Genomic DNA, 12,112 nt, shown 5'->3' on the forward strand with positions numbered 1-12,112 from the left:
GCGGTCAGAGCCCGCTGGCGACCTCGTTCAGCAGGCGGACGGAGAACTGGAGCAGCAGCACCAGGATCACCGGCGAGATGTCGATGCCGCCGAGATCGGGCAGGATGTTGCGGATCGGCCGCAGCATCGGCTCGAAGATTCGCGACAGGAAGTTCATCACCACCTGGACGACCTGGTTGTAGGCGTTGAGCACGCCGAACTTCACCAGGAGATCGATCACGATGTAGATGAACAGGGCGATCGTCAGATAGTGGACGACCGCGCCGATCAGCCAGATTACCGAGTTCATTGCCGCAAACCGCTGTTGTTCCGGCCCCGAAGGTAGCGATGCGACCGCCCCGGAACAAGGCCGGTGGCGACACGCCCGCCGCCCGCCCTCCGCGCAGACGGCACGCGACCCGCGATCGCCCCGGAAAACCGCGCCGATCGGGGCGGGCGGAGCGCAGAGAAACGGCGGTGCAATCTCGTCCTTGAACTGTGCGAGGGAAGTTTATATGTTCCGCGCACTCTGAACGGGGGGCACGGCCCTCCGTCCCAGTCGGTGGGGCCGTAGCTCAGCTGGGAGAGCGTCGCGTTCGCAATGCGAAGGTCGGGAGTTCGATCCTCCTCGGCTCCACCAAAATCCTCCAGACACCCCATCTCAATCCCCGACCCCCTGTCAGTCTGCACCCGAGTGGTCCGCAGCACGCCCGTCCGTCCGCGCCGCCCAGGCCGCGATTCCGAGGCCCAGGGCGACCGGCAGGAACGCCCAGGCCTGGACGACCCCGAGCGTGGCGAGGGTTGCCCAGCTCGCGGCGCACCACAGGGCCGGGACGATCGCCAAAGCCAGGGCGCGCCAGCCCCGGCCCGCGGCGACCAGCGCGCCCAGGGTCACGATCGCGGTCGGATCGGGGGTCAGGGCGAAGATCTCCACGCCGGCGACCCCGCGACCGCCGACAAGCGCCGTCAGCGGCAGTCCGACCAGCCCGTAGAGGCACAGCGCAAGACCCACCCATCGCCGCTCGCGGCCGGGCCGCGCTTCCAGGCTGCGCGTCGGGATGCCGAGGACGGCCAGCAGGGCCGCCTGGGCGAGGAAGACGGGGATCAGGTCGGCTGCCAGCCAGTTGATCTCGCCGTAGCGCGGCAGGAAGGTCATCCCGACCACCGCCCAGGCCAGCGCCAGGATCGCCGCCAGAACGGGACCCGAAAGGCCGAAGCGCCGGACAAGTAGCACCGGGACGGCGAGCCCCGCCAGAACCGCCGGCACCTGCGCCGGCCAGAGCGCGGCATTGTGCAGCTCGAACAGCCGCCAATAGACCCGCTCGGAGAACAAGAGAAAATCCTGCGGGCTGTAGGTCAGCCAGGTCTCCATCACAGGTCTTGGATGTGCCGGGCGATGCGGCCGCGCAGGTCGGCATCCGGCAGCGGTCCGGCGGCCGCCCGCACGTTCTCGCTCGCATGGCCGGGTCGGGTCGTGGCCGGAATCGGGATCGTCGCCGCCGGGTGGGACAGAATGAACTTCAGCACGAGCTGGGCCCAGGTCTCCGCCCCCAGCGCACCCGCCCAGTCCGGCAGCGGTTCGCCCTCAAGCCTCTGGGTCAGCGCGCCGCGCCGGAACGGCCGGTTCACCAGCACCGCGATCCCCCGCTCCCGCGCCAGGGGGAGCAGGCGCCGCTCGGCCTCCCGATCCACCGGATTGTAGGTCAACTGAACGAAATCCAGCTCGTGGGCGACCATGATCTCCTCGAACAGGTCGTGGCGGCGGCCGTGGGAGGTGGTGATGCCGACATGGCGCACCGCGCCCTCGGCCTTCAGGGCGGCCAGGGTCTCCAGATGGGCCTCCCATCCCACCAGATTATGCACCTGGACGAGATCGAACCGGGGCACCCGCCAGAGGTCCCGCGACTGGGCGATCTGCGACCGGCCCTCGTCGGTATCGCCGGTCCAGACCTTGTCGGCGGAGAACGCCTCGCCGCTGCGGCCGAGCCGATCCAGCCCGGCCCCGATCACCGCCTGGGCCGAGCCGTACATGGGCGAGGAGTCGATCACCGCACCGCCGGCATCGAGGAACGCCGCCATGACCGCCGCGCATTCGGCACGCAGGACGGGATCGTCGCCCACGTTGAAGGTGATCCAGCTCCCCAGCCCGACGGCGGGCAGGCTCTCCCCGGTGGAGGGGAGCGTGCGGGCGAGGACCGGCCCGGCGGCCGCCCGGGCGGGCCGGGTACCGAGGCCGCCCGTCAGGCCGGCGAGCGCAAGGGCGGCTCCGCCGGAGGCGAGCACCCGGCGGCGGGACGGATCGGCTGGAAAGCGTGTCGTATCGGTCATGCAGGGATACTTGGACCGCGTTCCGGGCGGGACAAGGCCACCCGGCGGCCCTACCGACCCGCAACCATGACAGTGCCCGGAAGCGGATTGACTCGCCCGCCCGCCGATAATTAATATTTTAGTGTTAAAAAAATAACAAATGGCCTCTGCGGCCATAGTCGGAGGAACGTCATGAGAAACGCGACAGAACGAGTGCGCCTGCTTCCCGCCGTGACGGCGCTGGCGATTGGCATGGTGACCGGGGCGACCCTCGGCGGATGGTCCGCACCCGCCGGGGCCGAGACGGTGCTGCGCATCGGCACGGTGCTGGCGCCGACCGACCCGATGGGTCAGGGGCTGGAGAAGTTCAAGACGGACGTGGAGGCGGCGACCAAGGGCGAGGTCGTGATCGACGTGTTCCACAACTCCCAGCTCGGCGACACAACCGAAATGCTCGACCAGGCCCGGGCCGGCGCCAATGTGGGCACCGTCACGGACGTGGCCCGGCTGTCCAGCTTCGTGCCGTCGCTGGCGATCATGTCCGCCCCCTTCCTGTTCGACACCTACGATCAGGCCGACACGTTCGCCCTGTCGAAGGACTATCTGGGCTGGGGCGACGAGCTGGCGGAGAAGGCCGGGCTCGTGATGCTGGCCTCCAACTGGTACCAGGGCGCGCGCCATGCCCTGACCCAGGTGCCGGTCGCCGGCCCGTCCGACCTCAACGGCCTGAAGATGCGCACCATCGGTGCCCCGGTCTGGATCGAGACGATCCGCGCCATGGGGGCGGAGCCGACCCCGATGGCCTGGGGCGAGGTCTATTCCGCCCTGCAGCTCGGCACGCTGGACGCGGCCGAGGCGCAGCCGACCGCGATCTGGGGCGCCAAGCTCTACGAGGTGATCAAGCACGTCACCAAGACCGGCCATATCCAGCTCGTCACCGCCCTGGTGGTGGGGGCGGAGACCTGGAACCAGATCTCGCCGGAGAACCAGAAGATCGTCCGCGACCTGGCGGTGGAGAACGGCCGCTACGCCTCCGGCCTGACCATCGAGCTGGGCGAGAAGGCGCTGAAGGACGTCGCCGCCGCCGGCGTGACCGTGAGCGAGGTCGATCTGGCGCCGTTCAAGGACGCGGTGAAGCCGGTCTACGGCATGCTCAAGCTGGAGAAGGAAAAGGCGATCGTCGACGGCATCCTCGGCCGCTGATCCGTCCTCACAATCCCGGCGCGGGCCGAGTCCCGGAAGCGAGAGCCTTGCATGTTGCGTACCCTGGAATCCGCCTGCGCCGTGGCCCTGCTGGCGGGGATCGTCGTCCTCGTCGGCATCGCCGCCGTGGCCCGTAGCCTGGGCAGTCCGATCATCTGGTCCGTCGAGATCGCCCAGCTTCTGTTCGTCTGGCTCTGCATGCTGGCCGCCGACCTGGCCATGCAGCAGCGCCGGCATTTCGGCCTGTCGCTGCTGCCCGACAGTCTCGGCCCGCGCAGCCGCCATGTGCTGGAGGCGGCCAACCTGCTGATCGTCATCGGCCTGCTGATGTTCCTGTGGGTCTATGCCTGGCGCAACATGATCCTGATGCACCCCAGGCTGATCGGCGCCACCCAGATGAACGGCTCGCTGATCCACGCCTCCATGGTGGTCGGGCTGCTGCTGCTCCTACGCACCTCAATGGTGCAGTTCGTCTCCCATCTGAAAAAGACCGCCCCTATCGGAAAGACCGACCCATGCTGATGCTGGTGGCCGCCCTGTTCGCGGTGTTTCTGATCGGCGGAATTCCGGTCGCCTTCGCCCTGGCGCTGGCGTCGATCCCGGTCTTCGTCCTGACAGGCACCATGCCGCCGACGGTCGCCATCCAGAAGATGGTGACCGCCACCCAGAGCTTCCCGCTTCTGGCGGTGCCGTTCTTCATCCTGGCCGGCAACCTGATGAACGCGACGGGGATCACCGAGCGGCTGGTGCGGTTCTCCCGCCTGCTCACCGGCTGGATGGCCGGCGGCCTGGCCCAGATCTCCATCATGCTGAGCCTGATGATGGGCGGCGTGTCCGGCTCGGCGGTGGCGGATGCGTCGATGGAGGCGCGGCTGCTCGGCCCGAGCATGATCAAACAGGGATATTCGAAGGCCTCCACCGCCGCGATCCTGGCCTTCGGCTCGATCATCACCGCCACCATCCCGCCCAGCATCGGGCTGATCCTGTTCGGCTATATCAACGAGGTGTCGATCGGCCGGCTGTTCCTGGGCGGCGTCATTCCCGGCATCGTGCTCACCGCCGTGCTGATGGGCACCACCTGGATCGTGGCCAAGCGCCGGGGCTACGGCGCCGACCTGCCCAGCATCCCGTCGGCCCGCGAGATCGGCGCCGGGTTCCTCGACAGCCTCTGGGCGCTGATGTTTCCGGTGGTGCTGGTGGTGGGCTTCCGCTTCGGCATCTTCACCGCAACCGAGGCCGGCGTGTTTCTGGTGTTCTACGCCCTGATCGTCGGCTTCGGCATCTACCGCGAGCTGACCCTGGCGAAGCTGCTGGAGGCGGCGCGGGAGACGGTGTCCGACCTCGGCATGATCATGCTGCTGATCATGACGGCGGCGGTGCTCGGCTACGCCATGACCATCGAGCGCGCGCCCCAGGACATCGCCACCTTCGTGACCACCCTCACCGAGGACCCGCTGTCGATCCTGCTGCTGGTCATGGCGCTGCTGGTGATCAGCGGCATGTTCCTGGAAGGCGCGGCGAACATCCTGCTGGTGACCCCCATCGTGATGCCGGTGCTGATCCAGGCCGGCTACGACCCGGTGCATATGGGCGTGCTGATCGTCTCGCTGATCAATTTCGGGGGCCTGACCCCGCCGGTCGGGGTTATCATGTTCACGGTCTGCGGCATTCTCGACTGCAAGACCGGCGCGTTCACCCGGGCCTCGCTGCCCTTCTTCGCCGCCATGCTGGTGTTTTTCGCGCTGCTGGTGGCCTTTTCCGGATTAACCGTGTGGCTTCCCTCTCACCTCATGTAGGTCGCCCACCCGTCTGCCATGGAGCCCAAGGTCGGATCGATGACGAAGAATCCCTTCTCGACCGCCGATAACACCCTGTCGGAGCCCGCCTTGCGGGGCGGCGGACGCGTCCCGACCTCGTCCCGGGTGTATCGCGAGCTGCGGGAGCGGATCATCGCCCTGGACATCCCGCCGGACGCCATCCTGGTGCGCAGCGATCTCGCCGAGCGGTTCGACGTCAGCCAGTCTCCCGTGCGCGAGGCGATCCTGCGGCTGGAACAGGACGGTCTGGTGATCTCCTATCCGCAGTCCCGCACGGTGGTGACCCGGATCGACCCGGCCCGGGTGCGCGAGGAGCATTTCCTGCGCACCGCGGTCGAATGCGAGGTGGTGCGCCGCCTGGCGGAGGCCGGCGACCCCGAGGCGCTGAAGAAGGCGCGCGGCTTCCTGAAGATGCAGGAGGCGCTGGTGGACGACATGGACCAGGTCGACCTGTTCAAGCAGCTCGACGAGGCGTTCCACGAGGCGCTGTTCTCCGGCGTCAACCAGCCGAACCTGCACCGGCACATCCAGGCCCGGTGCGGGCATCTGGCGCGGCTGCGCACCCTGGATCTGCCCAGCCCGGGCAAGACGGCGCAGGTGCTGGCCGCCCATCGCTCGGTGATGGACGCGATCGAGGCGGGCGACGGCGATCTGTCGGTGCGGACCATGCGCGAACACCTCTCCGGCTCGCTGCGCCGCATGCCGCAGATCGTGGAGGAGCATCTGGAGCTGTTCTGTTAGGGACAGAGAGCGGACCGCCATGCATCCTTCTCGAAAACCAGAAACGAAAAGGATCGGGCAATGGGATTTCGGTCGACGGTACCTGCTTTCGGAAAGAAGCTGATCATCGAAGCCCGCGTGAACGAGTACATGGCGCGGGATGTGAATCCGAACGTCCCCTTCACCCCGGACGAGATCGCCGAGGCGGCGGTCGCCTGTCGTGAGGCCGGTGCCGCCATCTGCCACTACCACGCCCGGAACGCGGACGGATCGCCCAACCACGACCCGGACACCTATTTCGAGACGATCCGCAAGATCCGCGAGGCCACCGACATTCTCATCCACCCGACCCTTGGTCAGGTGACATTGAAGTCCTCCGATGAGGCGCGGCTGCAGCACATCGTGAAGGCGGCGCAGGACCCGGCTTTGAAGCCCGATTTCGCTCCGATCGACATCGGCTCGACCAACGTGGACGTTTACGATCCGGTCGCTCGCAAGATGAAGACGGACGAGCTGGCCTATATCAACACGCCGAAGACCTGCGCCTATTTCGCCGGGCGCATGCGCGAGATCGGCGTCAAACCGGTCTTCGTCTCCTGGACGGTTCCCTTCACGCGGATGTTCGAAGCCTTCCTCGAGATGGACCTGGCCGACCAGCCGGCCTATCTCCTCTTCGCGCTCTCGGATTCGGGCTATCTCGGCGGTCATCCCGGGACCATCCGCGGCCTGATGGCCCATCTGGAGTTCCTGCCCGGCGGTTTCCGCTACGAGTGGTCCGTCAACAACAAGGTCGGCAACCTGTTCGGACCGGCGGCCCTTGCGCTGGAACTGGGTGGCCATGTGGCCATCGGGCTGGGCGATTACCCCTATCCCGAGCTCGGGACGCCGACCAATGCCGAGGTCGTGACGCGCCTCGTCCAGATGGCCGAATCCTTCGGACGCGAACCCGCCACCCCGACCGAAGCCCGCGCCATGCTGGGCATGACCTGAGCCGCCTCCCGTTGTCCGGGGCCGCACGGAAAGCATTTCAGATTTTCAAAAGGAATTTGGCGGAGGGAGCGGGATTCGAACCCGCGAGAGACTTTCGCCCCTACACACTTTCCAGGCGTGCGCCTTCAACCACTCGGCCACCCCTCCTGAGGAGGCGGGAACGTAATAGAGGTCGCGCTGGTTTGCAACGCCCTCATGCAGGTCTTCTTTCGCCTGACACCGTAAGGGGTTAAGATCCGCCCTTCTCGGCGCGGGCGCGGCCCCGGGACTGCGGCGAGTCAGGGCGACGGGCCGCGGCACCAAACGACAGGTGATTCCATGCGTACCCTCCTGCGCTGCCTCGGTTGGATCTTCGCCGGCCTCGCCGCCGCCTTCCTGACCCGGGACCTGTACCAGCTCGTCGAGCACGGCGCGTTTGCGCCGCTCTCAACCGGCTTCGTCTGGTTCACCCTGCACCCGACCTCCCTGCAGCTCACCGAGGCCGGGATCTCGCGCCATGTCAGCCAGTTCCTGTGGCATCCGGTGATCTCCACCCTCCTCACCTGGCCGGCCTTCGCGGTGACCGGCGGTCTCGCCGTGCTGTTCTTCCTCGGCGGCCGCAAACCGGGACGCCCGACAAGCCGGTCACGCTCGGGGGAGTATTTTAAACAAGATTAAACTTGCTTTAATAAACCGGCGGGGCGATCATCCTGAGACGACACGGCCTGAATGGGCCGACGCCAGGAGGAGGTCCCCATGTCCGCTGCGATCGACGACCGCCCGACCGACACCGCTCCCGAACCGATCTGGGTGGAGGCGCTGCCGCTGGCCGACCTGCAGCACCGGGGGCGGGCCCTGGTGAAGCGCGACGGAAAGCAGGTCGCCCTGTTCGACACCGCCGGCGGCGTGCGCGCCATCGCCAACCGCTGCCCGCACCAGGGCTATCCCCTGTCCGAAGGCACGCTGGCGCAACCGGCAGACGGCGGCGCCTGCACCCTGACCTGCAACCGGCATAACTGGAAATTCGACCTGGAGACCGGCGCGGTGGTCGGCGGCGGCGACGCGGTCCGCGTGTTTCCCTGCGAGATCCGCGACGACACCGTCTGGATCGACATTGCCGACCCGCCGGCCGCCGAGCGGGTGGCCCGCGCACTGACAGGCCTGCGCGAGGGGCTGCGCGACCCGAGCGCCGACCGCATCGCCCGCGAACTCGCGCGGATCGAGGCGGCGGGCTGCGACCCCCGGCTCGGCGTGCGCGCGGCGATCCGCTGGACCCACGAGCGCTTCCAGTGGGGCATGACCCACGCCCATGCGGCGCTGGCCGATTGGCTGGCCCTGGCCGACGACCAGGACGACCCGGTCGACCGGCTGGTCTGCATCACCGAGATCGTCGCCCATCTGGCCGAGGACAGCCTGCGCGGCGAGGCCCATCCCTATGCCGGCGGCGCCGAGCCGTGGGACGAGGACGCCTTCGTCGCCGCTGTGGAGGCGGAGGACGAGGCAGCGGCCCTGCGCCTGGCCCGGGGCGGGCTGGCCGAGGGCGGCTGGGCGCGGATCGATCGCGGCCTGTGCCGGGCGGCCCTGGCCCACTACCAGGATTTCGGCCACTCGGCGATCTATGTGGAGAAGACCCGCGAGGCAGTGCACCGCCTGGACGCCGCCAATGACGGTGCCGCCGACGGCGACGGCGGCCCGGTCGCCGAGCCGTTGATGCTGCTGCTGGTGCGCGCGCTGGTGACCGCCCGGCGCGAGGATCTGATCCCGGAGTTCAAGGCCTACCGCCCCGCGCGCGAGGCCTGGACCGGTCGTGGCCGCGCCCCGGTGAAGCCCGCCGATCTGTGCCGGGTGTCGGTCGCCAAGGCGCTGGAGCGGGTCTCGGCCGGCAGTGCCGATCCGCAGCGCTGCTACGACGCGCTGATGGCAGCGGCGGCCTGGCAGCTCCTGCATGCCGATCCCCTCTACGCCACCCGCGACGCCCAGCCGGTCAGCCAGAATGTCGGCCGGCTCGATTTCAGCCACGCCATCACCTTCGCCAATGCCGGCCGGCGGATGATGGGGCGGCATCCGGATCTCGCCCCCGACGTGCTGCTGCAGACCGCCTGCTTCCTCGGCCGCAATGCCGGCTATGTGGACCCGGCCTATCCGGCGGAGCGCTGGCGGGTGACGTCGCCGCGCGCCTTCGTCGAGGGCTGCGCCGAGGCGGTAATCGACCACGGCAACCCGGAGTTCATCGTCTCGGCCCATCTGGTGAAGATGACCTGCGCCGTGCGCGAGGAGATCGACGCATCGCCGCATGCCTCCTGGGTTCCGGATCTGGCGGCCGCCCTCAACCGGTTCCTCAACGAGCCGTTCAAGCGCAAGCTCACCCGGCGGGTCGCCTATCAGGCGCGCGAGACGGTGAAAGGCGAATAACGCCGGATCGGCACGGCGACAGATAGGGAGTGGCCGGGGGCGGCTGTCCTCGGCCATGATGCGGCCCTAACCAGCGCGCCGAGGCCCAGATGACCGAGAAGAAGACCGTCGCAGATCTGATCGAGGACCGGTTCGGGCTGCCGACACAGGACGGGCGCGACATGCCGGCCGAGGGCGAGATCGCCGCGATCCTGAGCCACCGCAGCCATCGCCGCTACAAGGACACGCCGGTGCCGGACGAGCTGCTGCGCATCGCCCTGGCCGGCGCGTTTTCCGCCCCGGCCAAGTCGGACCTGCAGCAATGCTCGGTCATCGTGGTCAAGGACCCGGAGATCCGCCGGGCGCTGAACGAGCAGATCAACGATCCCTGGGTCACCGCCGCGCCGTCCCTGCTGGTGTTCTGCGGCGACAACCGGCGCATCCACAAGATCGCCGAGGCCAAGGGCACGCCCTATCCGAACGACCATCTCGACGCGGTCATGAACGCCACCGGCGATGCCGCCATCGTCATGGCGACCTTCATCCGCGCCGCCGAGGCGCTGGGCCTCGGCTGCTGCCCGATCAGCGTGATCCGCAACAAGATCGAGGCGGCGTCAGAGGTCCTCGGTCTGCCGGACTACGTCTTCCCCTTCGTCGGCATGGGGCTGGGCTTCCCGGAGCGCGAGGGCTGGGTCAGCCTGCGCCTGCCGCAGAGCGTGACGGTGCATACCGACCGCTACGACGACAGCGACGCGCTGGACGAGATCGCCGCCTACGACCGGCGCCGGGACGCGAAGTTCTCCACCCCGAAGGAGAAATACCGGATGGTGGAGGAGTTCGGCGCCCCGGACTTCTACGGCTGGTCCGACGACAAGGCCCGGCAATACGCCGTGCCCCAGCGCAAGAACCTGGCGGCGTTCCTGAAGTCGAAGAAGTTCAACCTGGATTGAATATCAACCGTCATCCCGAACTTGTTTCGGGACCTTCACTCGGTCATCTGCCGGCAGGTCCCGAAACGAGTTCGGGATGACCGTTGTGGGTGAGAGAGGGCTACCCCCTCACCCCTGGTCCGACCACGGCCGCAGGAACACGTCGTCCACCGGGATCTTGTAGGCCTCGGCAAGCGCGTTGGTCTGGTTGAACATACCGACCACTGCGAGCAGTTCGCCATACTCCGCGTCGGTCATGCCGAGCTTGCGGGCCGCACCGGTGTGGCTGCGGGTGCAGTAGTCGCAGCCGTTGGTGACGGAGACCGCGACGGCGATCATCTCCTTGAACTTCGGGTCGAGCGCGCCCGGCGCCATGACCTCCTTCAGCCCGTACCACAGCCGCTTCAGGGTCGGCGGATGGGAGGCGAAGACCTTCCAGGCATTCGGCACGAAGCCGATGCCTTTGGTCGCCATGATGTCGTCGAACACCGCGCGGACCTCGTCCGACGCGTTCTCGTATTCGACCATGACGACGGTGGCGGGTTCGGTGGACATGGGCGGCTCCTCCCTGGGGTTGTTTTTCCCAGTGGGGCAGAACCGCCCGCCCCGCGTCAACGGATGCTCTAAGCCTTCTCCGCCTCGCGCGCCTCGGTGTCGATCAGCCTGCGCTTGCGCTCCAGGCCCCAGCGGTAGCCGCGCAGGGTGCCGTCGGTGCCGACCGCCCGATGGCAGGGCACGATCAGCGACACCGGGTTGTTGGCACAAGCACTGCCCACCGCCCGGATCGCCTTGGGCCGGCCGATCTGGGCCGCCAGTTCCGCATAGGTCCGGGTCTCGCCCATGGGAATGTCGGTGAGCGCCTGCCAGACCTGACGCTGGAAGGCCGTACCGCGGATGTCGAGCGGCAGATCCGCATGGGGCTCGCGCCCCTCCAGCATCCCGGCGACCTCGCCCAGGGTCTCGCCCAGCCCGCCCGGATCGGCGGCCAGGGTGGCGTTGGGGAAGTCGCCGCGCAGCTCCTCCACCAGGGCCTCGTCCGTATCGCCGATGCCGACGAAGCAGATCCCCGTCTTGGTCGCCCCGACGATGACGCGCCCCAGAGACGTATCGGCGAAGGCATAGGCGATCACCGCCCCCTCGCCGCCCTTGCCGTAGCTTGCCGGTGTCATGCCCAACTGCGCCCCCGCCTTTTCGTAGAGCCGGCTGGAGGAGCCGTAGCCGGCACCGTACAGCGCCATGGCGACCCCCTCGCCGGATTTAAGGTTCTGTTTCAGCTTACCGAGCCGGCGCGCGTCCCAGTACTGGCGCGGGCTGATGCCCATCACCGCCTTGAAACTGCGCTGCAGATGGAACGGGCTGAGCCCCGCCGCGGCCCCCAGAGCCTCCAGGCTCGGGCACTCGTCCTCGGCGCTCTCGATCGCCCGGCAAGCGGCCCGCACCGCGTCCAGGCGCGGGTCCGGGGCGGCGGACTCGTCCGGCTTGCAGCGGCGGCAGGCCCGGTAGCCGGCGGTCCGCGCCTGCTCCGGCGTCCGGTAAAAGCTCACGTTCTCGCGCTTCGGCGTGCGCGACGGGCAGTAGGGCCGGCAGTAAACGCCGGTCGTGCGCACCGCCACGATGAAGGCGCCGTCGAAGGATTTATCGCGGGCGACAACGACCTTATACCGGGCGTCGTCGTCCATCGGTGTGCGAACCTCAGCCGTCATCGCAGTCATCTCGGATCTCCATCGCTCGTGATGATCCTACCCTGAACCGACGGCCGAGGCCCCTCCATCCGCTTCTTGCGGAGAAGATCAGACC

Annotated in this window: 13 protein-coding genes and 2 tRNA genes; 9 read left to right on the plus strand and 6 right to left on the minus strand. The window is 68.2% G+C overall.

Annotated features, from left to right (window positions below):
- Positions 1 to 4 precede the first annotated feature (4 nt).
- Positions 5 to 289: a YggT family protein gene (locus T8K17_RS02810; RefSeq protein ID WP_322332987.1), complete on the minus strand. Its 285-nt coding sequence runs from the start codon at positions 287 to 289 to the stop codon at positions 5 to 7.
- 254 nt (positions 290 to 543) lie between these two features.
- On the opposite strand from T8K17_RS02810, the gene T8K17_RS02815 reads away from it, so the two are divergent.
- Positions 544 to 619, plus strand: a tRNA-Ala gene (locus T8K17_RS02815).
- A gap of 39 nt (positions 620 to 658) precedes the next feature.
- On the opposite strand, the gene T8K17_RS02820 is transcribed toward T8K17_RS02815, so the two are convergent.
- Together T8K17_RS02820 and T8K17_RS02825 are read right to left on the minus strand one after the other, a co-directional pair.
- A complete protein-coding gene (locus tag T8K17_RS02820) occupies positions 659 to 1,351 on the minus strand; it encodes a DUF6064 family protein (protein WP_322332988.1) in 693 nt (230 codons plus the stop codon).
- Positions 1,351 to 2,307, minus strand: coding sequence for an aldo/keto reductase (locus T8K17_RS02825; RefSeq protein WP_322332989.1), 957 nt, complete (start codon positions 2,305 to 2,307; stop codon positions 1,351 to 1,353). The genes T8K17_RS02820 and T8K17_RS02825 overlap by 1 nt, the downstream gene beginning before the upstream one ends.
- Before the next feature lie 171 nt (positions 2,308 to 2,478).
- Here T8K17_RS02825 and T8K17_RS02830 point away from each other — a divergent pair, with 171 nt between their 5' ends.
- Genes T8K17_RS02830 through T8K17_RS02850 form a run of 5 tightly spaced genes read left to right on the plus strand, consistent with a single transcriptional unit; the run spans position 2,479 to position 7,016 of the window.
- Complete coding sequence (locus tag T8K17_RS02830) at positions 2,479 to 3,489, plus strand: C4-dicarboxylate TRAP transporter substrate-binding protein (protein WP_322332990.1); 1,011 nt, start codon at positions 2,479 to 2,481, stop codon at positions 3,487 to 3,489.
- Positions 3,490 to 3,540: 51 nt separating this feature from the next.
- Positions 3,541 to 4,011, plus strand: coding sequence for a TRAP transporter small permease (locus tag T8K17_RS02835; protein ID WP_322332991.1), 471 nt, complete (start codon positions 3,541 to 3,543; stop codon positions 4,009 to 4,011).
- Entirely contained in the window at positions 4,005 to 5,285 is a 1,281-nt protein-coding gene (locus T8K17_RS02840) for a TRAP transporter large permease (protein WP_322332992.1), read from the plus strand. Before T8K17_RS02835 ends, T8K17_RS02840 begins: the two co-directional genes overlap by 7 nt.
- Before the next feature lie 39 nt (positions 5,286 to 5,324).
- Complete coding sequence (locus tag T8K17_RS02845; protein WP_322332993.1) at positions 5,325 to 6,047, plus strand: GntR family transcriptional regulator; 723 nt, start codon at positions 5,325 to 5,327, stop codon at positions 6,045 to 6,047.
- A gap of 60 nt (positions 6,048 to 6,107) precedes the next feature.
- Positions 6,108 to 7,016 carry a 3-keto-5-aminohexanoate cleavage protein gene (locus T8K17_RS02850; protein WP_322332994.1) on the plus strand — a complete coding sequence of 303 codons (909 nt, stop codon included), beginning with the start codon at positions 6,108 to 6,110 and terminating at the stop codon, positions 7,014 to 7,016.
- Positions 7,017 to 7,073: 57 nt separating this feature from the next.
- Here T8K17_RS02850 and T8K17_RS02855 read toward each other — a convergent pair.
- Positions 7,074 to 7,163 (minus strand) — tRNA-Ser (locus tag T8K17_RS02855).
- Between the two features lie 171 nt (positions 7,164 to 7,334).
- Here T8K17_RS02855 and T8K17_RS02860 point away from each other — a divergent pair.
- The 3 genes from T8K17_RS02860 (at position 7,335) to T8K17_RS02870 (ending at position 10,336) form a co-directional block, all read left to right on the plus strand.
- Positions 7,335 to 7,673: a hypothetical protein gene (locus T8K17_RS02860; protein ID WP_322332995.1), complete on the plus strand. Its 339-nt coding sequence runs from the start codon at positions 7,335 to 7,337 to the stop codon at positions 7,671 to 7,673.
- Positions 7,674 to 7,751: 78 nt separating this feature from the next.
- Entirely contained in the window at positions 7,752 to 9,407 is a 1,656-nt protein-coding gene (locus T8K17_RS02865; RefSeq protein WP_322332996.1) for a Rieske (2Fe-2S) protein, read from the plus strand.
- Positions 9,408 to 9,496: 89 nt separating this feature from the next.
- Positions 9,497 to 10,336 (plus strand): nitroreductase family protein, encoded by an 840-nt coding sequence (locus T8K17_RS02870; RefSeq protein ID WP_322332997.1) that lies wholly within the window; start codon positions 9,497 to 9,499, stop codon positions 10,334 to 10,336.
- Between the two features lie 108 nt (positions 10,337 to 10,444).
- Here the strand turns inward: T8K17_RS02870 and T8K17_RS02875 are convergent, their stop codons facing one another.
- Both T8K17_RS02875 and ada read right to left on the minus strand, forming a co-directional pair.
- Positions 10,445 to 10,870 carry a carboxymuconolactone decarboxylase family protein gene (locus T8K17_RS02875; RefSeq protein ID WP_322332998.1) on the minus strand — a complete coding sequence of 142 codons (426 nt, stop codon included), beginning with the start codon at positions 10,868 to 10,870 and terminating at the stop codon, positions 10,445 to 10,447.
- Between the two features lie 68 nt (positions 10,871 to 10,938).
- Positions 10,939 to 12,018, minus strand: a complete 1,080-nt coding sequence (gene ada / locus T8K17_RS02880) for a bifunctional DNA-binding transcriptional regulator/O6-methylguanine-DNA methyltransferase Ada (protein WP_322332999.1) — start codon at positions 12,016 to 12,018, stop codon at positions 10,939 to 10,941.
- Positions 12,019 to 12,112: the final 94 nt, after the last annotated feature.

It is taken from the genome of Thalassobaculum sp. OXR-137 (genome assembly GCF_034377285.1).
In the GTDB taxonomy this organism is placed as follows: Bacteria; Pseudomonadota; Alphaproteobacteria; order Thalassobaculales; family Thalassobaculaceae; genus Thalassobaculum.